The organism is Ruminiclostridium hungatei (assembly GCF_002051585.1).
In the GTDB taxonomy this organism is placed as follows: domain Bacteria; phylum Bacillota; class Clostridia; order Acetivibrionales; family DSM-1351; genus Ruminiclostridium; species Ruminiclostridium hungatei.
Genome location: NZ_MZGX01000010.1, coordinates 126,523 through 150,018, shown reverse-complemented (window position 1 = coordinate 150,018; position 23,496 = coordinate 126,523). Strand labels below are relative to the sequence as shown.

The 23,496-nt window shown below is 43.2% G+C and carries 20 protein-coding genes; 3 read left to right on the top strand and 17 right to left on the bottom strand.

Going from position 1 to position 23,496, the window contains the following annotated elements; translation table 11 throughout:
- Positions 1 to 88: 88 nt before the first annotated feature.
- From CLHUN_RS09300 to CLHUN_RS09260, 9 genes are all read right to left on the bottom strand, one after another.
- Positions 89 to 3,163, bottom strand: coding sequence for a fibronectin type III domain-containing protein (locus CLHUN_RS09300; protein ID WP_080064312.1), 3,075 nt, complete (start codon positions 3,161 to 3,163; stop codon positions 89 to 91).
- Between the two features lie 548 nt (positions 3,164 to 3,711).
- Positions 3,712 to 3,984: a spore coat protein gene (locus tag CLHUN_RS09295; RefSeq protein WP_080064311.1), complete on the bottom strand. Its 273-nt coding sequence runs from the start codon at positions 3,982 to 3,984 to the stop codon at positions 3,712 to 3,714.
- A gap of 24 nt (positions 3,985 to 4,008) precedes the next feature.
- Positions 4,009 to 4,203, bottom strand: coding sequence for a hypothetical protein (locus tag CLHUN_RS09290; RefSeq protein WP_080064310.1), 195 nt, complete (start codon positions 4,201 to 4,203; stop codon positions 4,009 to 4,011).
- Positions 4,204 to 4,460: 257 nt separating this feature from the next.
- Positions 4,461 to 5,357, bottom strand: a complete 897-nt coding sequence (locus tag CLHUN_RS09285) for an aldo/keto reductase (RefSeq protein ID WP_080064309.1) — start codon at positions 5,355 to 5,357, stop codon at positions 4,461 to 4,463.
- A gap of 22 nt (positions 5,358 to 5,379) precedes the next feature.
- Positions 5,380 to 6,393 (bottom strand): ABC transporter permease subunit, encoded by a 1,014-nt coding sequence (locus CLHUN_RS09280; protein WP_080064308.1) that lies wholly within the window; start codon positions 6,391 to 6,393, stop codon positions 5,380 to 5,382.
- The gene (locus CLHUN_RS09275; RefSeq protein ID WP_340148330.1) at positions 6,390 to 7,949 is read right to left on the bottom strand and encodes a sugar ABC transporter ATP-binding protein; all 1,560 of its coding nucleotides are present in this window, start codon (positions 7,947 to 7,949) and stop codon (positions 6,390 to 6,392) included. Before CLHUN_RS09275 ends, CLHUN_RS09280 begins: the two co-directional genes overlap by 4 nt.
- 228 nt (positions 7,950 to 8,177) lie before the next feature.
- Positions 8,178 to 9,296, bottom strand: a complete 1,119-nt coding sequence (locus CLHUN_RS09270) for a galactose ABC transporter substrate-binding protein (RefSeq protein ID WP_080064307.1) — start codon at positions 9,294 to 9,296, stop codon at positions 8,178 to 8,180.
- A 164-nt stretch (positions 9,297 to 9,460) separates the two neighbouring features.
- On the bottom strand, positions 9,461 to 10,321 hold the full coding sequence (locus tag CLHUN_RS09265; RefSeq protein WP_080064306.1) for a class II fructose-bisphosphate aldolase: 861 nt from the start codon (positions 10,319 to 10,321) through the stop codon (positions 9,461 to 9,463).
- 109 nt (positions 10,322 to 10,430) lie between these two features.
- Positions 10,431 to 11,390 carry a carbohydrate kinase family protein gene (locus CLHUN_RS09260; protein WP_165755716.1) on the bottom strand — a complete coding sequence of 320 codons (960 nt, stop codon included), beginning with the start codon at positions 11,388 to 11,390 and terminating at the stop codon, positions 10,431 to 10,433.
- Positions 11,391 to 11,648: 258 nt separating this feature from the next.
- On the opposite strand from CLHUN_RS09260, the gene CLHUN_RS09255 reads away from it, so the two are divergent.
- Positions 11,649 to 12,488, top strand: a complete 840-nt coding sequence (locus CLHUN_RS09255; protein ID WP_080064304.1) for a GntR family transcriptional regulator — start codon at positions 11,649 to 11,651, stop codon at positions 12,486 to 12,488.
- Between the two features lie 340 nt (positions 12,489 to 12,828).
- Here the strand turns inward: CLHUN_RS09255 and tyrS are convergent, their stop codons facing one another.
- A complete protein-coding gene (gene tyrS / locus CLHUN_RS09250) occupies positions 12,829 to 14,055 on the bottom strand; it encodes a tyrosine--tRNA ligase (protein WP_080064303.1) in 1,227 nt (408 codons plus the stop codon).
- 838 nt (positions 14,056 to 14,893) lie between these two features.
- On the opposite strand from tyrS, the gene CLHUN_RS09245 reads away from it, so the two are divergent.
- A complete protein-coding gene (locus CLHUN_RS09245) occupies positions 14,894 to 15,577 on the top strand; it encodes a YetF domain-containing protein (RefSeq protein ID WP_080064302.1) in 684 nt (227 codons plus the stop codon).
- A 16-nt stretch (positions 15,578 to 15,593) separates the two neighbouring features.
- On the top strand, positions 15,594 to 15,986 hold the full coding sequence (locus CLHUN_RS09240; protein ID WP_080064301.1) for a DUF4363 family protein: 393 nt from the start codon (positions 15,594 to 15,596) through the stop codon (positions 15,984 to 15,986).
- 213 nt (positions 15,987 to 16,199) lie between these two features.
- On the opposite strand, the gene CLHUN_RS09235 is transcribed toward CLHUN_RS09240, so the two are convergent.
- The 7 genes from CLHUN_RS09235 to CLHUN_RS09205 all read right to left on the bottom strand — a co-directional run bounded on the left by CLHUN_RS09235 (position 16,200) and on the right by CLHUN_RS09205 (position 23,309).
- Entirely contained in the window at positions 16,200 to 17,207 is a 1,008-nt protein-coding gene (locus tag CLHUN_RS09235) for a sodium:calcium antiporter (RefSeq protein ID WP_080064300.1), read from the bottom strand.
- 235 nt (positions 17,208 to 17,442) lie between these two features.
- The gene (locus tag CLHUN_RS09230) at positions 17,443 to 17,832 is read right to left on the bottom strand and encodes a hypothetical protein (RefSeq protein WP_080064299.1); all 390 of its coding nucleotides are present in this window, start codon (positions 17,830 to 17,832) and stop codon (positions 17,443 to 17,445) included.
- Positions 17,833 to 18,107: 275 nt separating this feature from the next.
- Complete coding sequence (locus tag CLHUN_RS09225; RefSeq protein WP_080064298.1) at positions 18,108 to 18,983, bottom strand: dTDP-4-dehydrorhamnose reductase family protein; 876 nt, start codon at positions 18,981 to 18,983, stop codon at positions 18,108 to 18,110.
- A gap of 3 nt (positions 18,984 to 18,986) precedes the next feature.
- Positions 18,987 to 20,126: a non-hydrolyzing UDP-N-acetylglucosamine 2-epimerase gene (gene wecB / locus CLHUN_RS09220; protein WP_080064297.1), complete on the bottom strand. Its 1,140-nt coding sequence runs from the start codon at positions 20,124 to 20,126 to the stop codon at positions 18,987 to 18,989.
- Positions 20,053 to 21,153, bottom strand: coding sequence for a polysaccharide biosynthesis protein (locus CLHUN_RS09215; protein WP_080064317.1), 1,101 nt, complete (start codon positions 21,151 to 21,153; stop codon positions 20,053 to 20,055). Before CLHUN_RS09215 ends, wecB begins: the two co-directional genes overlap by 74 nt.
- Before the next feature lie 50 nt (positions 21,154 to 21,203).
- Positions 21,204 to 22,280: an FkbM family methyltransferase gene (locus CLHUN_RS09210; protein WP_080064296.1), complete on the bottom strand. Its 1,077-nt coding sequence runs from the start codon at positions 22,278 to 22,280 to the stop codon at positions 21,204 to 21,206.
- Positions 22,281 to 22,301: 21 nt separating this feature from the next.
- Positions 22,302 to 23,309 carry a glycosyltransferase family 2 protein gene (locus CLHUN_RS09205; protein ID WP_165755715.1) on the bottom strand — a complete coding sequence of 336 codons (1,008 nt, stop codon included), beginning with the start codon at positions 23,307 to 23,309 and terminating at the stop codon, positions 22,302 to 22,304.
- Positions 23,310 to 23,496: the final 187 nt, after the last annotated feature.

Sequence of the window (23,496 nt, the reverse complement as noted above, 5' to 3'; positions counted from 1 at the left end):
TATATGGTACAGGTGAGCCGGCTCAACGGCACGAAAAGTACCGTTTGACATCATTTGGCTGCCGTTTGCAGTCATTGCTCAAGCCCTGCTATTCCTGCCTGGTGAACACCGTATAGGTTATGGTGGTGCCGCCGGTTTCCCTGGCCTTGAACTTGATGCCGTTAATGACACCGGTCCAGGCCTCCCCGGGGGTAACAGCCCTGTCCACCACAAACACAATCCTGCCCTGTGAAAATTCCTTTATGGTGATGCCCGTGCCCTCTATTTTTCCGGTTGTCAGTTCAGCAGCTCCGGTCAGGGTGCTGAGGTCCGCCACCTGAACCACGCCAGGATTATATGTGACCACCATTTCATAGCTGCCAAAATCCACCACATCTGTGGCAGTCAACCCCAGGTCAAGGGTACTGCCCTTCTTGCACTCAGCCTTTATGGCGTTGTTGATGACATCTCCGCTCCAGGCGCTTATTCCCCGTATGTTACGGGTTCTCAGCCTGTACCTGTACTCCTCGCCCTTGACCTGCCTTCTGTGGGTATAGGTGCAATCTTCAATATTGTTTATTTCTTCAACCTTAACCTCATTATTGCTCTCATCCAATCTGAATACATATATGTCATATCCGGCAGCTCCCTGTTCCTCTTTCCAAGTCAATGTGGCACCTGTCTGCGTTGACTTTACAACAATATTCTTTGGAGACTGTGGTTCTGAAGGAAGCGTTCTGATGGTATTTTCAGGGCTCCACTCCCCTTCCACCAAATCATTTCTCGCCCTGACTCTGTACGTATGCAGGCTGTATGGTGTCAGTCCTTCATGTATATAGCCTGTCTCAGTGTCATTTTCAAGTACTATTCCATCCAGTTCTATATCATAGCCTGTGACTGCCGGGTCATCCATGCCTGTCCAACTGATAATGATTTTAGTATCAGATACGGATGCACTGACATTGTCAGGTATTTCAGGCCTATGCGGCAAGGTGAAGCAGCTTTTTACTTCTCTCCAACTGCTGTAGCCATTTGAGCTTTTTGCCCTTATGCTGTATTTATATTCGGTGCAGGGCGTCAGACCGGTTATTGTGACGCTGGTTCCGGTTAGTACATCAATACGGGTGCCGGAGCTTTCAAGCTCAACGACAGCTCCCGCCCCGGCGGCCTCTCCTCCCGTCACACCGGCATATATCAGTTGGTAGCTGTCGGCACTCTCTACCTTATCCCATGAAAATTTTATATAAGTATCATTTTTTTCAATCTTTACATTCCCAGGAGTGTCCAGCAGGTATGTCATCACCTGTATTTCCCTGCTGTAAGGGCCTTCGCCGGCACTGTTCCTTGCTCTCACCACATACCTGTATGCGGTGTTTGGTCTCAGCCCCCGAAATTCACAGGTGGTAAGGCTTCCGTTGTCTACTGCGGTTCCCATTGTTCCATTTTCCAATACAGGCAGAATATCATAGTCCTCTGCATCATCGACAGCATCCCATGACAATGCTATGGTAGTGTTTGATGCAACAGCCGTAATATTTTGCGGCATATCTGTTATCAAGCCGTCAGTTGTAAATATTCTTTCAATGGGGCTCCAGTTGCTTGTCCCCGAGAATCCAACGGCTCTTATCCTGAAGGTATGAAGAGTATCGGGTTTTAGTCCTTGCATTGTATATGCCGTACCACTTACCGTCTTTATGGAGCCGTCAGCCTCAATTTCATAATTTAAAGCATTGGCCACCTTACCCCATGAAACTGCTATGGAGGTTCCAATGGCAGCGGCGGTGATATTTCCGGGTATCTCAGGCAGTGCCTTCTTGGTTGAGACTTTTATGGGCAGGCTCCATTCACTGATATTTTCTCCGTCCCGGGACCGCACTCTGTACGTATGCCTTGTATTTTGCTGAAGTTTTGAGTGGGTGAAGGATAAAGCACTTGAGGATGTAGTTATACCGTCAGCCTCAATTTCATATTTTTCCGCTCCCTTTATCGGATTCCAGGCAATAGTTATGCTCTCTGCACTGCTGTCTGTTTTTGAAATTACCGGTGCAGACAAATTTTCCACCGGGGTTGTAAATTGTACACTTTTGCTTTCGTCCAGTTCCAAAGAGTTAATATCATAGGCTGTTACCGACAGGGTATATTTTACTCCTGGAGACAGCTTCCCAATATTTATGGCCGTATTTGTGGTACTTTTTCTTATCCAGTCCGGGCTTACAGATATTTCACCTGCTTCGGACAGATACTTGTTGTTTATTTTTACTCTATACAGCTTACTTTCAGCATTTTCATCATTTATATTTATACCGGCACTATTTTTTGTGACATCTGATACAGACATGCTGATTTTACGGATTTTATTGAAGGAAAGCCTAACAGGTTCAGAAACCCTCCCCTTACTATCCCTTATCCATATACTCAAATTATGTACTCCCTCAGAAAGAGCCCTTATATCAATTTTTGCATCCACGGGCTGAGCAGTGCCCTTGCTTTCCAAACCTGGATACAATACCTGCTCAGAATCATCGTCCATGGAATATACTATATCTAAAATATCTCCGCTGCTGCTGTTTTCCACTATTCCCTTTACAGGTAAAGACATCTGGCAGGTCAGATTGTCCATAGACGGATCCAGTTTAAAACTCATAAGGTTCTCATAAAACTCAATATTTGAATATCTTACCTGGCATGTTTTATCACCGGCAGTAGGAGCAAAAAACCACCGGATATATGCCGCACCTGCAGGGGGCTTGATGATCGTGGTTGTTGTAAAAACAGAGGTTTCACCGCTTATTCTTTCTTTATTGCTATTGTAAAAAATATATATGGATCTGGTCCCTACATTTGTTTCTCCCTGCTGTGAAAAATTCATTGTGTATTCTTTTCCTACTGTAACCGGAATATAATCTGATGCCGCTGAAGAAATCGCTCCGGTTATTGGCACATTCAGTAATATGCTGTCTGCAGTGAGGCTAACATTTGCGTAGCTCTGATTTTCATAGAAGGATGCATTCCATAAATACCCGGCCCTTACCTTGCTGATATCATAGTAGTTGGTCCGGCAATAGGCAGCCTCTCCAAAGGAAAACTTCAAATTGCCGGAATCAATTACTATGCCGAACCCCATAATGTTTATTGCAAATAGCAGAATAAATATAAATACTTTTTTTGCAAGGCTTTTGCTCATAATTTTCTCCTCTTTATCTTTGATTTTTTTAACAGACGCACTTTGGTACAAATCTAAACCCTGATAGTTCCACTGAGCACTCCCAATCAATCACACTTCAGAATTTAATGCTTTTCTGGCTCTGGGCATATACCACATATCATGCTGAACGGATAAAGCGCTAACGCCGAAAATCTCATGCCTGCTTACTGCAATGAGACCGGTTCCATCTTCGCAACCGCTTATTAATGAATAATTGATTCATTTTCAATTTTTATTAACTGGTTTTATCTTTTGAAATGTATTTATTTGAACTGCTTAAAAATATTATCATATTAAGCATAATATTGTAAAATTAAGAATTATTTGATTTAGTGGAGATAACCATAATTTACTTATTCTTTCAAAGCTAGACATTAAAATTTACTTTTTTTAATTTTTTGTAAAATCAGTTCCCTGTTAACACTTAATAATAGGTGTATGCTCCTATTATTAAGTGCAAATTTGTCACCAAAAAAGGGCAGCCGCATATGAATACGGCCGCCCTTTCCCTTTATATCAGTTTTTTATTATTGAGATATCTGAGATTGAACGTTTTTCACTTTTTGCTGGGCTGTGGATATTTCCTGCTGGTTTGCATTTTGAACCATATACCAGCCCTTCTGAGCCATTATATCAAAAACCTGTTTTTGAGCATCAAAGGTTTTTGTAAGAATACTTTCAGCATCGTTTCTTAACATTGGACACACACTTTCCAAAATAAGGTTGGTCAAGGATGATGCTGCAAGTTTATGCTCTCCCAGAACCGAAGCCATAATTTCCTTATCCGTTAAATTAGCCATGTTCACCCTCCTGTTTTATTATACTTATTGTGCCGCCGTATTAATGTGCTTTATCAGCAACTGCAGGCTGTTCTTTTCGTCGCTTGCCAGCTTGGTGCACAGGTTTTTGATCTGGCTGTCGGTTGCAAGCTGGGCGCAGCCCTGCAAATACTTTATGTTGTCTTCGCACATGCTGATATTGTCCTGAATCAACATTAATTCCTTACTTGTGAGTGGCATATTAGTCCTCCTTTAATGATATTTAATTCAAAAAAGAGCTTTTGAACCATACTTATTTTTCACATTTTTTACTCTCATATTCCTATAAATTATTAGAAAAACTACAATAAAAAATATGCTCCTCCCGTATAAACGGACCTTCATGTTTTCCGTCCATTTTGGGAAGAGCATATTTTTCTTTAACCGATTGCCGTTCAATTTATATATTTTGTATATTTTATCCGGAGTATGCCGCCGGTCATTGTTCGGAATTCAATTTACCTCAGCACCTGCTGGCCGCTTGCCGCATACAGCTTATACCACTCCCAATGCTGTAGCCTGACCTCCTCAAGCGCACGGATAGCCATATCAAGACGCTCCAGCTTGCCGCTGCCGCTTATGGGCATCACTTTTGCAGGATGATAGAGCAGCCATGCATATATTATAGTCTCCACTGCCTCCCCATTCTGCCTTGCAATCTCCGAAAATACCTTTAAGGCTTTTACACATTCCGGGGCGTCGGATGAAAACAGCCTGCCTCCCGCAAGAGGCGACCATATCATGGGATGGATTTTATTCTTTACCATAATATCCATCATGCCCGAGTTGAAATGTTCAAAACAAACCGGGTTCCACTCAAGCTGGTTTGTTACAAGAGTTCCGTCCATTGCAGTGTTCAGTGCATCAAACTTGAATGGATCAAAATTTGACACTCCCGCCTCCCTGATTAAACCCTGCTTTTTTAAGTCCTTCAAGGCTCTGGCAGTTTCCCAGGCATCAAAGCAGGGGTCCTCCCTGTGAATAAGATATAGGTCTATATACCCGCATTGCAGACGTTGTATACTGCTTTTGCAGGATTCCACAATCCTGTCATAGGAGGTATTGTAATATCCGAATTCTCCGTATCCTTCTTTTTGCTTGAAAATACCGGTTTTTGTAACCAACTGTATTTTCCCGCGAAGCTCCGGTGCGGTTTTAAAGGCAAGTCCCATCTGGCGCTCGCACTCTGTATCGCTGTATATTTCCGCCGTGTCAAAGGTGGTTACTCCCCTGCCGATGCAAGCCTCCATAAACGCAGCCAGTTCATTTAAACTGAAATTCCAGTCGGTAAGCCGCCAGAAGCCCTGCACCAGTCTTGAAAATTCCAATGTATTGCCCACTTTAATAGTTTCCATTTCAGTAACCTCCACAAATCTGCTATTTTGAATTTTTTTTCATATCCAGAGCAACAGCGGTACATATTATAATTCCTTTTACAATGAGCTGCCAATTTGGATTTATACCTATAAACGCAAGCCCATAGCTTATTATGGTAAAAATAATCACACCAAGAACAACCCCTGAAACCTTGCCCACTCCACCGCTTAGAGACACTCCTCCCACCACACAGGCTGAAATAGCGTCAAATTCATACGAAAAGCCATAGGCGCTGTTGGCTCCGCCTGTACGCGCAACCTCCAATATACCCGCCATACCTACCAGGATGCTTTCAATTACAAATACCGCAATTATAATTGCATGCACCTTTACACCGGAAACCCTTGCGGCATTTTCGTTTCCGCCCACCGCATATATATGCTTTCCAAATACCGTTTTGTTAAGAATAAACCACGAAATAACCGTCACCACAGCCGCTATGACAATGAGAAGGCTTATCTGCCCAAACAGCTTGTAACTGCTCAGGATAGTAAGTTCTCCCCTTATTCCGCCTATGGGCTGTGCATTATTGGGCTCTTTTGCATAATAAAGGCAGTTAATGCCGTATACTATTGTAGACATTCCAAAGGTAGCAATAAAAGGAGCCATTTTAAGCTTTGCTATCATAATTCCGTTTACCGCACCGATTACTGCCACAACCCCAATTGCAATAAGAATAGGGAAAATAATAGGGATATTGGGCAGCCCCGGATAAAATTTACTGGCATAGTCCGCAGCCTGGCTCATTGATGCCACAATAACAGCCGCCAAACCCACCTGACGTCCTCCTGAGAGGTCTGTTCCTCCAAGCAGCAAAGGAAACAGAAGGCCAAGTGCCACAATGAGCTTTACCGAGGACTGTGTCATAATATCCTTTGCAACACGCCATTGCAAAAATGCCGGCTCCATAATAATAATACCTATTATCATGACGAGCAGTGCCAATATCAGAGCTTTGTCCATTAAAAACTTCTTAACCTCAACTGTTTTAATCTCTCCACCTTTTATATTCATTTGCCCGCCTCCATTGCTGTATTATCTATGGTAAACCTTGTAGCAAGACGCATAATCTCCACTTGCGAGGCCTGCTCACTATTTAAAATCCCTGTTATACGCCCATTGCACATAACCAATATCCTGTCAGACATTCCCAGCAGCTCCGGCATTTCCGAGGATACCATTATAATACTGTTTCCTTTTTTTACTAGCTCTCTCATGATTTTATATATCTCGTATTTTGCACCTACATCCACGCCTCTTGTGGGTTCATCCAGAATAAGTATGTTTGAATCGGTAAGAAGCCATCTCCCCACCAGCACCTTCTGCTGGTTTCCTCCCGAAAGATTTTGAATTTCAGTCGACATACGGGGAGTTTTTACATTCATGCTTTTACATACTGCAACGGCACTTTCTGTGCTCTTTTTTTTATTGATAACCCCCGGAAACCAGCCGGTAAACTTTTTATATGACGCAATCAGCGTGTTATCATGCACGGACAGCATTGGAACAATACCTGTGGTGCGGCGCTCCTCCGTCAGCAGGGCAAATCCGTTTTCGATTGCCTGAAGCGGTGACTTGTTGCCGATAAGCCTGCCTTCCTTATAAAAAACTCCTGATGCAATAGGCCTCAGCCCAAAAAGGCTTTCAACCATTTCTGTTCTTTGGGCCCCTACCAAGCCTCCAATCCCAAGTATTTCCCCTTTTTTCAATTCAAAGCTGACATTTTTAAAGGATTTGGCATCAGTGCTTGTAATGTTTTCCACCCTCAATTTGACATCCGAAGACGGAGGCTGCTCGCTTATGGGAAAGCGTTCCTCCATACTCCTCCCTACCATTTGCTCTATGACATGCTCAATGGTTATTTTGCTTATTTCCCAGGTTCCGATATATCTGCCGTCTCTCATAACTGTTACTTCATCTGCAATTTCAAACATTTCCTCCAGCTTATGAGAAATGTAAATAACGGATCTGCCCTCATCCCTCAACTGCCGTATAAGCCTGAAAAGATGCTTTGTTTCTGCAATTGTAAGCGAGGAGGTCGGTTCGTCCATAATAATAATTTTCGCATTGTATGATATTGCTTTTGCAATGTCAATTGCCTGCAGTTGTGAAACCGAAAGATCTTTTGCCATTGCTTTTGGATTGATATCAAACTCAAGCTCTTTCAAAAGCTCCTGGGTTTTTTGCTCCATTAATTTTTCATTTACAATCAATCCTTTTTTTATATAACGGCCAACCCATATATTGTCGGTTACAGTTCTGTTGGGAATTGGATTAAGCTCCTGATGTATCATGGAAATTCCATTCTTAAGGGCACTTTGAGTGTCTGATATCAAGACTGCCCTGCCGTCAATCTCAATGGAGCCTCCATCCGGTTTGTAAATACCGAACAGGCACTTCATCAAGGTGGACTTTCCCGCCCCGTTTTCCCCTATCAGGGCATGGACGCTTCCCGGCTTTATGTGCAGCTTCACATCATCCAAAGCTTTTACTCCCGGAAAAGTCTTTGTTATATTGTCCATTTTCAGACGATATTCCTGCAAATGGCTCACCTCCATATTTATACCCATGCCCATGCATCCAGCCCAAAACCTTATTAAAGCTTTGGCATGACTGGGTCCTCCTTTGCATTTTTTTGACCTTATGAGCTGCCCTATGGCGGATTCCAAATGAGTACCTTATATACTGAAACCGCAAGGTAATATCCGTTTCTCCGGTTTCCGCCATGCCGCAGCCTGTGCTCCGGTGCCTGCCCGTATGCTTCTGAGTTTACACCGGCACAATGCCATATCCAATTTTTATTTACCCTCAATCTCGGTCATCATTTTCAAGGTTTCCTCAAGATTGGTCTTGTCTACGATTTTATACGGAACCCAAATATAGTTGTCTTCCACCGTACAATCTACGCCAACTGTATCTTTCGTAACCACACCCTTGTCGTTTACTGTCTTCAGTACATTCAGAACCGCCTTGGACTGAGACATACGGTCGTTAAGCACTGTTCCAAGCAAGGCATCGTTCTTCATGCTCTGGAGAGCTTCTACAGTTGCATCTATCCCTACAATCGGAATAAATTTGTTTGCATCGCCCTTATTGTACCCGTTGTCCAAAGCCGCCTGCACAGCTCCCATTGCCATACCGTCGCTGTTGCACAGAACTCCTTCGATTTTATCCACACCGAAAGCGGTAATCCAGGTATTCATTTTATCCAGCGCCTGTGCCTTATCCCAATTAGCAGTATCTTTTGCAAGAATCTCATATTCAATGCCCTGAGCTTTTAAGGTTTCTTCATATGCCTCCGTTCGGAGCACAACATCCTGCTGACCCAATTCTCCCTGAAGTATAACAAGCTGCAGCTTTCCGTCACCGTTTTTGTCGGCAATTTCCTTATTGCTGTTCCAGTAGTTTATCAGAGCCTGGGCGCACATTTGTCCTGATTCCTTTGCATTGGCTCCCACATACCATACCTTGTCATAGGCCTTCATTGTTTCAGGCATGGGCTCCATGTTGAAAAAAATCACCGGCACATTCTCGGTCTTGCACTTCTTCATCATCTCATCGGTGCTTTTTCTGTCGGGTGCGCATATTGCAATGCTCTGTGCGCCCTTTGTCAGAGCTGTCTCCAGCTTGTTATTTGCCTTGGAGGGATCATCCTCGCCATCCTGCATGTCAAGCTTGAAGCCTCCCATTTTGTCGGCCTCGCTTTGCATGATTATTCTGAAGCCTGACTGGAAGGCATCATCAAACCTTCTCCATATAACCGTTGCCTTCAAGTTCTCCGCCTTGGAGCTTACCGAAGCTGAAGAACTATTGGAGGAAACCGCCCCGCCGCCGTTTGAGGAAGAACAACCTGCAAATACAGCAGCAATCAATGCAACAAGTAAGCTTACAGCAAGACACTTTTTTACGCTTTTCATAATAGAATTCTCCTTTCAAAAATAGAAAATTAAGAAGCTATCCGATTAAATTGATTTTCTTAAACGCAATAAATATTAAGCGGCCTTTAAGATGTTAAAGATATTAAGTACATGTCTTTCTCAATGAGAATTAATAATATAGGAAATAAATTGGCTTTGGCAGATTATTGCTTGTACAAATCCAGCAATGCAAACGCACGCATTTTTTCTTCAATTATTTTTTGCGCCGCTTCATTTGCAGGATTGAAGAGATTTGCAGTAGTATACTTTAAATCTCCCTTTTGAGTGTCCACATATTGATGTCCCATAGCCAGAACTATATCTGTGCATATATTTACCTTGTTGATTCCATTTCTTATAGACTCCTGCACCTGCCACATGGGTGTCCCGGAGCCCCCGTGAAGCACAAGAGGTATTTTTGTAAGCTCATATATCTTCTTGAGGCGTTCTATATTAAGCTTTGGTTCAAACTTGTACTGTCCGTGCTGGGTACCTATGCTCACCGCCAGGCAGTCGATGCCGGTAGCTTCCACAAATCTCCTGGCCTCCTCCGGGTCAGTCTGCGCAGCCTCGTGGCCCTTTACAGCTATGGCGCCCTCTTCCCCCACAAGCCGGCCAAGTTCTGCTTCAACCGTTACATTTGCGGGATGTGCACGCTCCACCACCTGGAGTGTGCCGTATATGTTCTCTTCCAGAGGTTTTGCGGAAAGATCAATCATTACTGAGGAAAAGCCTGCCTGAATAGCCGCGTTACAAGCCTCATAGGTAACAGCATGGTCAAGATGCAGTGCAACAGGCACGGAAGCATTCCTGGATGCTATTTCTACTGTGGACACAACATCCTCAAAACCCCCCATCATATCTATTTCCGTCTGTCCGCACTGTAAAATCACCGGCATGCCCAGCTTAGATCCTGCTAGTATTGCAGCTCTGGCAGTCTCAACCGACCAGAATTCGAAAGCTCCGTACGCAATACCTTTTTTTCTGCCAAGCTCAAGAATTTCTTTCATTGGAACGAATCTCATAGTCTATATCCCTCTTTCTTTTTAATGTATATTTTAAAGTGACTTTGCCTTTGGAAGTACCAAATAATAACTTCAGATTTCCTGAACAGTTCAATTATCTGCTCCTTCCTTAATATTGAATATCCTGCTTTTCAAAAAAAGCCAAGGCACTTTTAAAATCTGGTATTCCTGCAGTAGCCCCCACTGCTCCCACATTGAGAGATGCCACCGTATTGCCGAAAGCAGCACTTTTGAAGATGTCCCAGCCCTGGGATATGCCGCACAGGAAAGCGGCCACAAAGGAATCTCCTGCTCCCGTTGTATCCTTCACCGGCATTCCTTCAATTGTGCTGATATACTTTCCTTTTACAAAATCAGTTGCATAGCAGCCTTTTTTACCCAGCTTTATGACCAGAGCTTTCATATTAAACTCTTTCAGCCTCTCAGCTATTTTTTCAGGTAATTCCTCTCCAGTCAGTATTTTTGCCTCATCATAACTGGGAAGAAAGTAGTCGGTTTCATATAAAGCACACTTCATTTGTTCATAATAATTCACTTGCCCAGTGCTGTTCATTGCAGTATTCATTGCAGTGTCCATTGCAGTTATTTTCCCAAGGGAACGCGACTTGCGGAACAGTTTTTCAATACCGTCCCTGTCCATCCTCTCCATTATCATGGCACTCCCGAAATAGACCAAATCCGCTTTCTTTATTTTTTCTTCGGGTACATCTTCTGCGGATAAGCTGTCAAAGATTTTGTTGGAAGTTAAAAAATGGCGCTCGTTCAATGTGTCAATCAGAATATAACTTGCGGCTGTAGGATACTCCAAATCCTCAATTACCGATGATATGTCCACACCCTCCTTTGCGACACATGCCTTCACAAATGCTCCGTTGGAATCCCGTCCCACCCGGCCGCATAAAGACACCTCCATGCCAAGTTTTGCCAAGCCAACCGAGACATTCAGGGCATCTCCGCCTGTAGTCGGAACAGCATTACTGATTTTCCAGCTATCCAGCTTAAGAATATTGTCAGGAACAGGATATAGAGGAATGTCACACACCATCATTCCTACACATAATATTTTCATCAAGGTCACCTTTTCTTTGTCGGTTTGTACGTACATAACAACATTACGATATTAGTTATACCACTTGCCTTTAAGCTTGTCAATCATTATTTTTATGCAATTTGTATATTTTTATATAATATCAATAGTATATGTTGTTGATTTAGTATAAATATTATTCCCCATAGCTTGTATTATCTTTTTTTTAATGTATAATAAAGATACGTTAGTACGTACAATAATATCAAGCAATACAGTAAAAGAAAGGTGGTGCCATTCATGCCTTTAAACAAGCATGAATTAAACCGGGAGGTTCCAATTCCCCTTTACTATCAGCTAAAAAGCTTTTTGCTGGAAGAAATCAAGAATGGTAATTATAAAATAGGAGCACCAATTCCCACTGAATACGAAATTCAGGAGTTGTTTAAAATCAGCCGTTCCACAGTAAGACAGGCAATATCGGAGCTTGTCCAGGAGGGCTGGCTGTCCCGTCAGACAAGCAAGGGTACTTTTGTTACTCATCCAAAGGAAAACGCAGCACATATAAGATCTTTCGAGCCCTTTTACCAGCAGGTAGCCCGGACCGGAATGGAAGCACGCACCGAATTGGTTGACTTGAAGGTTATTGAAGCCGGAGAGGTTATCTCCTCATATCTGGATCTGGATCCAAAAAACAAGGTTATCTCAATGTTCAGGAGAAGATTTTCAAATGATATGCCTATGGTGACAATGCAGAATTTTTTGCCTTACTCTCTGTGCAGCTTTATTCTAAGCCATGACTTTGAGAAGGAATCCCTGTACGAGGTGCTTTCCCAGCAGCCGGAATCAAGAACCTATGTAACCAAGACAATTGTATCGGCCTCCAAATCAACGGCAGAGGATGTGTCTTTGCTGGGAATCAAACTGGGCGTTCCCATACTCAGCTTTAATACCATAACCAGGACAGAGAGCGGAAACATTATTGACTACGCCTTTTCCCGCTATAGAGGCGACGTGAACAAATTTGAAATTGATGTATATCCGGAAAAAGACAAACCACAGCCAGGCATGGAATCGCCGGGGCATTCCTCCGCAAAATCAGGCGGGGCAAATTCCGGCAAAAGAAAAATGACACGCTAGTACAGCCTTCGGTAAATCCCGGCACATAATTTGGGTATATTTTTTTGAACTACATCGTTGTCGTCGATTGGAATAAAGCAATTATTCCGCACTCCTCCGCCTTGTATTTCCCCAAAAATATACCCAAATTTATGCACCTTATTTATCGAATGTTGTACTAGTACCAAATTTTACGTTCACAAACTGAAATTGCACCTGACACAAAACTTATTTATGTGTCAGGTGCAATTCAACTTATGATTTTTTTCTTTTTCCGGGCAATAAAAAGGAGCCGCCCGCTCCATGTACAGTAAAGTACATTAGTCTTGACATGCTCCCTTTTGAAACGGATACTCCGATTTTAAACAACCTTGATTTTTACAAAGCTCTTCTTGCCTTTTTGCAGCATCATTTCACCCTCAGCCAGATCAGCTTTTCCCACAGTGTAATCAAAGCTTGCCACCTTGTTTTCATTAATGGCCACACCGCCCTGCTGAACAGCTCTTCTTGCCTCACTCTTTGAGGGAGTGAGCTCTGAGAGCACCAGCAAATCGGTAATCTTGATTCCCGCCTCCAGGTCGGCGGCCTTTACTTCAATGAATGGAATATTGTCCGAGCTGCCTTTTCCTCCAAATATGGCTTCGGCGGCTTCCTTTGCCTTATTGGCCTCCTCTTCCCCATGAACTATTTTGGTAACTTCAAAGGCCAGTATGGCCTTTGCCTGATTTATTCCTGCATCTGTAAGAGAGCCCAGTCTTCTGACTTCCTCCATGGGAAGGAAGGTAAGAAGTGCAAGACATTTTTCCACATCATTGTCACTTACATTTCTCCAGTACTGGTAAAACTCGTAGGGCGTTGTCTTTTCAGGGTCAAGCCATACGGCTCCGCTTTCCGTCTTGCCCATTTTCTTGCCTTCACTTGTGGTCAGAAGTGTGAAGGTCATGCCATACACGCTTTTCCCGTCGGATTTCCTGCACAGTTCAAGACCCCCTAAAATATTGGACCACTGGTCATCCCCGCCCAACTCCATCTGGCAGTCGTATTTTCTGTTCAGCACCAGAAAGTCATAGCTCTGCATGAGCATGTAGTTAAACTCCAGGAAGGTCAAGCCTTTTTCCATCCTGCTCTTGAAGCACTCCGCAGTCAGCATTCTGTTGACCGAAAAATGAACCCCCACATCTCTTAAAAATTCCACATAGTTCAGACCCAGCAGCCAGTCACCGTTATCAACCATGATAGCCCTGTCGTTTGAAAAATCAATGAACTTGGAAATCTGCGTTTTAAAGCTTTCAACATTATGGCTGACTATTTCTCTGGTCATCATCTTTCTCATGTCGTTCTTGCCGCTGGGGTCTCCCACCATTGCGGTTCCCCCGCCGATGAGGACAATAGGTCTGTGACCTGCCTGCTGCATGTGCGCCATTACCATCAACTGAAGAAAATGTCCCACATGCAGACTGTCGGCAGTGGGGTCAAAACCTATATAAAAGGTCACACTTTTCTCAGCGAGAAGCTTCTTAACCTCTTCCTCATGTGTTACCTGCGCTATAAAACCTCTTTCCTGCAATAAATCAAATACATTACTCATTGCCTTCCACTCTCCTTGTAGCTGTATTTATCAAATTGCCCGCAGTTTCAGATATTCTGGAAATAATATCATAAATCTCCGGAGCAATAAAAAAACTCCCGCCTGTATAAGGACGAAGAGCTCGTGGTACCACCTTAATTCGCATTTATAATTTAAAATCAGTCAAATAACAGAACAACAGACGACATATTGCATATGTCCTGCCGTACCAAATTATAAACACCTTTGAAGCTGTAACGGGCACACCCGGCATAAGCGGCTCCTAATCCGTAATTCGCCTGTCCATGCTCTCAACCTTCACACCAGCCAGATTGCTCTCTGAATCAACATGAACTGCTACTGCGGAACGCTTAAAAACGTCCCTGATTAATCCCTGCTTTATTGTATTTATTTTTTTATTCTGTCTTAAGCCTTACTGTTTTATAACTCTCAACTTACTGTATAATTCGTTTACACATAATTCTACCACAATAAATTAAATTAATGCAATAATATTATTGCAACCTGCATTGAAGCCCCATAAAAAAGAGTAAAAATAATGAGCATTATAACAAGCATACGCCATTTACAATGCCCCATAGTAAAGAATACCAGTTTATTATATCACTATAGTATTAATTTCATAAAACCTGAAATTATGAGCATAATCAACCGAATAAATTATCAGCAACCGAATTATATGGCTATTTATAGAAATATCTCTAATTTTCTTCAAATATCTATGAATTACGTAAAACAGACCCTCAAACCGGTATTCCGGGCACCAGGTAAAAATGTATTTTTTTTGTCATTCTTTTAATAATATATGTATCATCAAAATAGAAAGAGGTTATGGACATTGCTGGTTGTTTTTATAAGGACATTAATTCTTTACATCGTTGTTATTATTGCCATGAGAATAATGGGCAAAAGACAGATAGGGCAATTGCAGCCTTTTGAGCTGGCCGTAGCCATAATGATTTCCGAATTGGCTTCGGTGCCCATGCAAAATACAGGTATTCCGCTGGTGAACGGCATCATTCCCATACTCACCATGCTGACTGCCCAGATACTCATTTCCTTCATATCCTTAAAAAGCTATAAGGCCAGGAATATTATCTGCGGAAGACCCAGCATCCTGATTTCCTCGGGAAAAATCAACGAACAGGTTTTCCGGAATGAGCTGTATACTCTGACTGATTTTATGGAACAGCTCAGAAGCAAGGATATTTATGACATAGCAGATGTGGAATTTGCCATTCTGGAAACCAACGGTCAGTTAAGCGTTGTGCCTAAAGCAGCTAAAAGAAATGTAACTCCGGAGGATCTGAACCTGTCGGTGAAGTATGAGGCTCCTGCAATCGATCTGATAATTGACGGGGAGCTGGTTTCCTCCAATTTGAAAAAAACCGGGCTGAATAAAGGAACACTGGAAATCGAGCTGAAAAAAATCGGCATCAGGAGCATAGAGGAAGTATTCTTTGCAAGTATTGATTCAGACGGGAAGCTTTTCTGCCAGGCCAAGGAAAAATACAGAACCTAAAGGAGCATACCATCCCATGAACTCAAATACCAAAATAATCATTCTTGTTTCCGTACTCCTGATAACAGTAGTTCTCTCAGGCTCATTAACCCTGTATTATCTGGATAAATCGGCAGGAGTGCTGGAGTTGTCAATTGTTTCTGCGGGTAAATCCGTCACGGACAAGCAATGGACTTCCGCAGAAAAGCAACTGGAGGAATTCAGCAGAAACTGGAAAAATACAAAGTATTTCTGGGCTATGCTTGTAGATCACTTTGAAATTGATAACATAGAGGATTCCTATAATAAGACCAAAATGTATGTTGAAAGCGAGGATTATTCCTCATCCCTGGCAGAACTTGAAACTCTCAGGCATTATATCCGCCACATACCTGAAAAGGAAGGTTTTACCTTTGAAAATATATTCTAGTGGTCCGCAACATTTAAAACGTATATTGCCCGCGTGGAAATTTTTTGCAGGGTAAGGCGGAGGACGAAGGCAATACTGTATGTATTGGCAAGAACAGCAACGAAATTCTGCGCAGAATTTAACCGTCGGCAATATGTGACTTTTAGGTGTTACAGACCACTAGTACAGCATTCGATAAATAGGGTGCATAAATTTGGAGGAGATTTTAAGATGCTAATTAAAGCCTCTCTCAATGAGGAAGACAATAAAAATGGCGTAAAACAGCCCTCCGGACAGGAGCGGCAAAGGGTTAAGCTGCTTTTTCAGCTTTATCCAGATATATGTTACCAAAGCAGAACCCAGAGCCAGCAAGGCACTTACTACAGTTATGATGTCAAGCCTCCAGCCTGTTGCCAGTATTCCGATGGACACAGGTATACAGCTCTGGAACACCATTGCTCCGGTTATATTTCCAAGGGACAGGGTGTCCTTGCTCTTGCTGATCCATATGACGCTGTTGAACTTCTCAGGCAGCTCGGTGGCAACAGGAGTGATGATTATTGATAATGCCAGGGTTGAAATTCCAAGCCCTTTTGATACCACCTCAATATTTCCTACAAAGAGTTCAGCACCAATAATTATAACTGCCAATGCCACTAAAACCTGAAGCAGTATTACAAACAGATTTGTCTTTGTGTTAAAAGCCCTGGAAAAGGTCAGGTCGTCAATTTCTCCGTCACTGCACTTATCACTGTCCACCGTCTTAAAAACGTAATATGCATAACAGCCTAACAGCACCACAGCCAGCATATTCTTGACCACACCCAGATTGACCGTTGATACCAGAACCATACTTGTATAGACTACTACAAAGAAAGATATATCCCTGCTCAGAATATCCAGATTCACATTTAAAATCAAGCCCGTTTTGCGCCTCTTGGCAAATACGACCACACTTAACCCCGTAATAAAGAAGGCCAGCGTTGAGAGCATAAAAGGCGCTCCGACTATGGCACCTATACCTATATCCGTGGATTCCGGCTTTCCCTTTGAAAACAGCAGCGCTATTATGGGAATCAGTGTTTCAGGCAGGCAGGTCCCAACTGCCGAAAGAATACTCCCAACCACTCCGTCTCCCAGCTTGAGTCTTTTCCCCAGCCATTCTATCCCATTTGTAAACAGTTCACAGCCCATAAGTATTATTCCAAGACTTAACAATAAAATAAGCACGTTTTGAAGCATCAGTTTCTCTCTCTTCATATATTTTTCACAGACAACCTGCATGATTTATACATATGACATCAATATGCGATTTAATACAAAAGAAAAAATCACCCTATACTTCAATTATAAGGTGATGGCTTGATTCCCAGCTTATTCACTTTTATTCATCCAAAGCCGGATAGGCTTATACAATCATATTCATAACCGTTTATTATGGTTTTATCATGGTTTATTATGCTTGACTATCAGCATGTCACAGAGGAAGTAGGAAGGTCCCCCCCAGCGTTCCGAAGGTATACCCTGTAGAGCTGTTGCAGGTATCAAAACAAGCGGTAACCCACACCTCCTTGGGACGGTTGTTTTCCAGCTTCAGTTCCAGGTCTATTACACCGTCATTCAACTGCATCCAGCCATTGCCCACATACAGGCGGAAGGGCACACTTGCCGTGGGCTGGCTTGGCGTAAGGTTGCGCTGCTCATTGGTCTTATATAGTGTATTATTCATTTGTACCAGCACTGTGGTTCCGCTTACAAAAGCTTGAAACGTCACTACTGGTGACATCTGAAATACGACAGCAGGCAGATTCCCTATTATACCTCCGCTGGCAGAATTGGATTCGATTATTTTTACCTTTTGTTCCATATTGCTTGTCCTCCTTTTAAATTCATAAAATACGAGCCCCAAAACCGGCTTTCCTTACGTAAATCATCAGTTTTCGCCAACTTATCCAAATAACCTTTTTACAAATAGCGCTCCAATCATACAAGTATCTTTAATAATCAACAGCAATCAAGTAAAATTTTTACAATATTATTATATGTTACAAATGTCATTAAAACAATACATTTTTTTGAGATATTACTATAAAAACATCAAATTTTAAAAAAGTGCCCCCACATCGGCAGAACCTTTAAAAATCAGGAGATAAATGCTGAATAATGAGGATAAAAGGCGGGATGCTTCAGAATCCACTGCCTCATTTCCTCCAGCATGGCCCTGTATTCGGGCACCCTGTATTCAAAATCCCTGCGGGTGTTGATAAGACTTTTATCCAGGCGTTCATTGAAATACCTTTCCACCTGGATATCCTCCCTGTTGAAGGTATTCTTGAAAAGCAGCAGCAGTTCATATTTATTTATACTTTTGTTTGAGACCAGGTGGTAAATTCCCGTCAAGTCCGCCAAGATCAACTTTTCTACGGCTTTTGCCAGTTCTATGGTGGTGATGCCGGTCCAGAAGGCATTTACATAGCCGTCTATTTTCCCGCTGGCTTTCATAAACCAGTTAAACAAACCTATTCCGTCATAATTCATATCCGGGCCTATTATGGAGGTTCTGACTGTCAGGCTTCGGCCCTGGCAAACCTCTCCCAGGGCCTTTGTCCGGTCATAATATGTATCCCCGTCTTTAAAGGAATCCTCGGTATACGGGCCTGTTTTTCCCGAGAAAACACAGTCTGTGCTTAAATGAATGATTTTTGCTGGCGTCCCCTTGAACCTGTCTTCCAGAAAATGCGGCAGGTAGGAGTTCAGGAGAATCGCCCTGTCTATATGATCTGAAGCATACTGGTTTAAGACCCCTATACAGTTTATAACCACATCAAAGTCCTCCCGGGCCAGCAGTGCTGCAAAGCCGGAAAAGTCCGTCACATCCAGTACGATGGTTCTTTCATTGAGCTTCTTCCTATGTGCAAGATTAAATACATCATAAGCTCCCGTTTCTTCAAGGAAGGTTGTCATAGCATGCCCCGCCATTCCCCCGGAGCCAAGAATCAATATTTTTTTCCTGCCCATACGCTATTCCATCTCCCTCCATACTGTCCTCCTGATATAATCGGTATAGCTCAGGATGATTTCCGCAACCTTGTCGGAAACATTGGACACATTGTAATCCTGAACAGGCGGAATATTTTTGGCTCTGTCCGCACGTTCCTTTGCAATGCCGGTGGCCATTTCAACGGCCTGAATCACCCTGTCCTTTTTCAGTCCCGACATGATAAGTACGCCTTCATCCATTCCCTCGGGCCGTTCATGGGCATTTCTGATGGTAATGGCCGGAAAGCAGAGAAGCGCCGCTTCCTCCATAAGGGTGCCGCTGTCGGATATGACACAAAAGGCATTTGTCTGCAGCCTGATATAGTCAAAAAAGCCCATGGGCTTAATCCATTCTATCCGGGAGTCAAAAGCAGCCTTATCCATAAGCACCACTTTCTTCATAGTCCTGGGATGGGTTGAAACTATCATCCTCTTCCGGTATTTACCTGCAACGGCATTGAGAGTTTCTATAAAAGTCCTGAAATTCTTTTGGGAGTCAATATTTTCTTCTCTGTGGGAGCTGACAACAAAATATTCATCAGGCTGCAGCTTCAGCTTTTCCAGTATCTCTGATTTACCTATATCCTCCCTGTAATAATCGAAAACCTCCTTCATGGAGGAGCCGGTTTTTATAATGGTTTCCCCCTTTATGCCTTCCTGCAGCAGGTATCTCCTGGCATGCTCCGAGATGGGCATATTTATGTCGCTGAGATGGTCCACCACTTTCCGGTTTATTTCTTCGGGTACTCTCTGGTCAAAACAGCGGTTCCCTGCTTCCATATGAAATATGGGTATTTTCTTCCTTTTTGCGGCAATTACAGACAGACAACTGTTGGTATCTCCATATATAAGCACGGCATCCGGCTTTTCAAGCTCCAGTACCTCATCTGTTTTGACCAGTACATTTGCTATTGTTTCAACAGGTGTCTTGCCCGCGCAGTTCAGATAATACCTGGGCATGCCTATTCTCATTTCCCGGAAGAATATCTCATTGAGTTCAAAGTCAAAATTCTGTCCTGTGTGTACGAGAACATGCCTGGTATACCGGTCAAGCTTGTGGATTACCCTGCTCAATTTGATGATTTCCGGTCTGGTCCCCACTATGGTCATTACCTTCAACATGGCTGAGCTCCTTTGACTTTTTTTTCAGTTCTCTCTGCACATAGTCCAGACTCCGGAGCAGCTTCTTCAATTCGCCGGCGTCCAGCCTTCTGGTATTGTGGGAGTTGTAGTCGCTTAAGGCCGATATGGCACTTTTGCCGCAACTGATATATTTGTCGTAATTCAAGTCCCTGTTGTCCGCCGGGATCCTGTAGTAATCTCCCAGGTCTTCCGCTATGGCCATCTCTTCACGGGTTAAAAGCGTTTCGTACAGCTTTTCTCCATGCCTTGTACCAATAACCTTGATTTCATTGCCCGCTCCGAAGATTTCCTTCAAGGCAGCAGCCAAGTCCAGTATTGTTGCTGCCGGTGCCTTTTGTACGAATATATCCCCTGGCTTCCCGTTATTAAAGGCGTAAAGCACCAAATCGATGGCGTTTTCAAGTGACATCATGAACCTTGTCATATCAGGATCGGTAACGGTTACAGGCAGGCCTTCGGCTATCTGCTGGATAAACAGCGGAATTACCGAACCTCTGGAAGCCATGACATTTCCGTACCTGGTACCGCAAAAAACCGTCTCCTCCCCGCTCAGGTTTCTGGAGGCCGCCACCATAACCTTTTCCAGCAGTGCCTTGGACATCCCCATGGCATTAATGGGATAGACGGCTTTATCGGTGCTCAGGACAATGACCTTTTTTACCTTGTTTTCAACAGCCGCCTTCAGAAGATTTTCCGTGCCCAGGATATTTGTCCTGACCGCCTCCATGGGGTAAAACTCACAGGAAGGCACCTGTTTCAGCGCCGCCGCGTGAAAAACAAAGTCCGCACCCTTGAGAGCACCGTATAATGAACGGTAATCCCTCACATCTCCAATATAAAATTTTATTTTATCGTTGTTGAGCTCTCTCCGCATATCATCCTGCTTCTTTTCATCACGGCTGTATATTCTGATTTCCTTTATACCGGTGTTTATAAATCTATTGAGGACGGCATTTCCGAAGGACCCTGTTCCGCCTGTGATAAGCAATGTTTTGTCAGTAAACATAAAATCTCCTATCCCGCTGCCATACAGCGATACAAACGGGCATAAAAAGCTTACAGGGCATAGCAAACCGTTTCATGCAAGCCATTTGAATAATGTCTTATATAAAGCCTGTAGGAAGTCTCCAGCGAATGCAGCAGCAGCGGCAGCTCCCATAGGTCGGCTGCTTTATGATAAATGGATATGGCCAGCTTGGGACGGTGCTTTTCTATGGTGTTTTTCATTCCGTAGAGGGCCTCCTCTTCCGCACCTTCAATATCAAGTTTTATATATGTGGGAATATGCTCGCCCACCACATCGTCCAATTTTGCCAGCATTACCTTATCCCTGCCGGTATCGCATATGGAGGAGGAACTGCTTCCGTTGCCGTTAAAGCTGCTTTCGCCGTTTATTGAGTAAAGCCCCATATTGTAAAGGCTGATGCGTTCAGGAGAAAGGCTTGTGACTCGGGGGGCAAACTTCTCGTAATTCTGCCGGTCAGGTTCAAAGCCGTATATATGGCTGAAGCTGTTTTCGGTAATGCTGATAAAATCAGCTATTGTCTCTCCGTTGTAGACTCCTCCGTCCACAAAGCATTCACACCGGTCAAGGGTAAATAAATCCGTGGGGAAATACTGCTTCGGGCTTAGGATGCCGTCCAGGCAGGAAAAATCCATGGTGGCCCTGTGCTTCAATATATTTGTGAACACAGTCCTTGAAAAATCATCTGACAGAAGTCCATAAACCCTTTCAATTTTTTCACGGTCATTTTCAAGGAGGGCTGCATTATAAAAATCCCTTTCCACCATCATCACAGGATAATATTGAACATTCCCGCAGCCGCGGCTTAAAAGCCTGTGATATACCTCCATGGGGTTGGGCAGGCATATGAGAATGATAAATCCGTCCTCCTGGCTGAGAATGTCCGGGTGCTCCACCTTTATTCCATCCACATAAGTACCCTGCTTGGCCCTGTCATCATCAACAAAGCATTGAACCCCGCACCCTTTTTCCTTTAAAATACCGCATGTAACGCAGCCTATGCCGCCTGCACCGTACAAGGCGATTTTTCTGCCTTTCAGGGAAGAAATGAATTCCGTACGGTTTATGTCCTTTTGTTCAAGGTTAATGCCGCAAACCTGTTTCATCATATACAATATCCCTTCATGTCTTTATATAAAAAGCTTATTATACTTGTCTTCCAGGGCAAGCAGGTCATCTTTGTATGGGCCTCCCTGTTCAAGTCCCAGCCGGATATAACGTGTTCCCTCCTCCATAAAGCATCGGACACATTCCTTCAGGCCGGCCTGAGTGACAGTGTATTTCAAATGTGGAGGAATACCCTTCAGGCTCATATATCCGGTTATTTTAGAGTAGAAATATGAAGCGATAGTGTAGCTTTTCAACTGTTCCCTGTGAGCAGCGCCCTTCCAGTCAACGGCAGGAAAATAACTCTCCTCGCTGAAATTCTTAATGATATAGTCATAAACCATCAGGGAAGTATTGAGCCTTGCTTCTATATTGTGGGAGCAGTTGTTCTGATGCAGCCTGTAGTTTATAAGGGCTTCATTGATAAAGCCGTATTTCATTCCGTTTTTGACAAAGTAAAGAGAATTGATGGTATCACTTGAATGGTCATTATTCCTGTAAACACTCCAGGTTATGCCTGTGCTTCTGAAAAAATCCAGTCTGTACAAGCCATTCATTGGCATGATTCCCGAAGCGTTTGAAAATATCTTAAGAACCAGTTCCTCAAGACTGGGGAGGGTATACCTCCAATATGCCGTGACCTTGTTGCTCTCATCAATTATTTTGAAATTGCAGTATACATAATCATTATTGGTTTTTTCCAGATTGTCCACAAAGCTTTCTATGGCGTTTTCCTCTGCATAGTCATCCGATGCTATCCATTGAAAATACTTGCCCTTGGCTTGCTCTATCACTTCCCGGATAGCAGCCGAGGGGCCTCCGCTGTTTATATCATGGAAGATGCAGCGTATATTTTCATTGTTCCTTTCCAGTTCTCTTAATACTTCCACGGAACCATCCGCGGAGCAGTCGTCCACAATGATTATCTCCAGTTTCCCGTAGGACTGCCTAAGGTATGAAGCAACGCAGTTTTCCAGGTACTTTATACAATTGTAATTAATGATTCCTACCGTAACCAGCGGTTTACACAAAGGGCTTTCCTCCCCCTCCTTATTTTCACAACCGGGCATGCTTAATACTGCAAACAATAACTTTTTTGCATTTATTAATAAGTTATGGCTCATGAAGAAATTTTGTTACAGTAATTTGAAGTTTCATTAACAGACAAGGTCGCAAGTCCCGGGAGGACGACTTTAAAGAAATGCGCAGCATGATTAA

Bases quoted from the DNA above. Each gene is read 5' to 3' on its own strand.
- CLHUN_RS09300 (WP_080064312.1), bottom strand. From the start codon at position 3,163: ATGAGCAAAAGCCTTGCAAAAAAAGTATTTATATTTATTCTGCTATTT.
- CLHUN_RS09295 (WP_080064311.1), bottom strand. From the start codon at position 3,984: ATGGCTAATTTAACGGATAAGGAAATTATGGCTTCGGTTCTGGGAGAG.
- CLHUN_RS09290 (WP_080064310.1), bottom strand. From the start codon at position 4,203: ATGCCACTCACAAGTAAGGAATTAATGTTGATTCAGGACAATATCAGC.
- CLHUN_RS09285 (WP_080064309.1), bottom strand. From the start codon at position 5,357: ATGGAAACTATTAAAGTGGGCAATACATTGGAATTTTCAAGACTGGTG.
- CLHUN_RS09280 (WP_080064308.1), bottom strand. From the start codon at position 6,393: ATGAATATAAAAGGTGGAGAGATTAAAACAGTTGAGGTTAAGAAGTTT.
- CLHUN_RS09275 (WP_340148330.1), bottom strand. From the start codon at position 7,949: ATGGGTATAAATATGGAGGTGAGCCATTTGCAGGAATATCGTCTGAAA.
- CLHUN_RS09270 (WP_080064307.1), bottom strand. From the start codon at position 9,296: ATGAAAAGCGTAAAAAAGTGTCTTGCTGTAAGCTTACTTGTTGCATTG.
- CLHUN_RS09265 (WP_080064306.1), bottom strand. From the start codon at position 10,321: ATGAGATTCGTTCCAATGAAAGAAATTCTTGAGCTTGGCAGAAAAAAA.
- CLHUN_RS09260 (WP_165755716.1), bottom strand. From the start codon at position 11,390: ATGAAAATATTATGTGTAGGAATGATGGTGTGTGACATTCCTCTATAT.
- CLHUN_RS09255 (WP_080064304.1), top strand. From the start codon at position 11,649: ATGCCTTTAAACAAGCATGAATTAAACCGGGAGGTTCCAATTCCCCTT.
- tyrS (WP_080064303.1), bottom strand. From the start codon at position 14,055: ATGAGTAATGTATTTGATTTATTGCAGGAAAGAGGTTTTATAGCGCAG.
- CLHUN_RS09240 (WP_080064301.1), top strand. From the start codon at position 15,594: ATGAACTCAAATACCAAAATAATCATTCTTGTTTCCGTACTCCTGATA.
- CLHUN_RS09235 (WP_080064300.1), bottom strand. From the start codon at position 17,207: ATGCTTCAAAACGTGCTTATTTTATTGTTAAGTCTTGGAATAATACTT.
- CLHUN_RS09230 (WP_080064299.1), bottom strand. From the start codon at position 17,832: ATGGAACAAAAGGTAAAAATAATCGAATCCAATTCTGCCAGCGGAGGT.
- CLHUN_RS09225 (WP_080064298.1), bottom strand. From the start codon at position 18,983: ATGGGCAGGAAAAAAATATTGATTCTTGGCTCCGGGGGAATGGCGGGG.
- wecB (WP_080064297.1), bottom strand. From the start codon at position 20,126: ATGTTGAAGGTAATGACCATAGTGGGGACCAGACCGGAAATCATCAAA.
- CLHUN_RS09215 (WP_080064317.1), bottom strand. From the start codon at position 21,153: ATGTTTACTGACAAAACATTGCTTATCACAGGCGGAACAGGGTCCTTC.
- CLHUN_RS09210 (WP_080064296.1), bottom strand. From the start codon at position 22,280: ATGATGAAACAGGTTTGCGGCATTAACCTTGAACAAAAGGACATAAAC.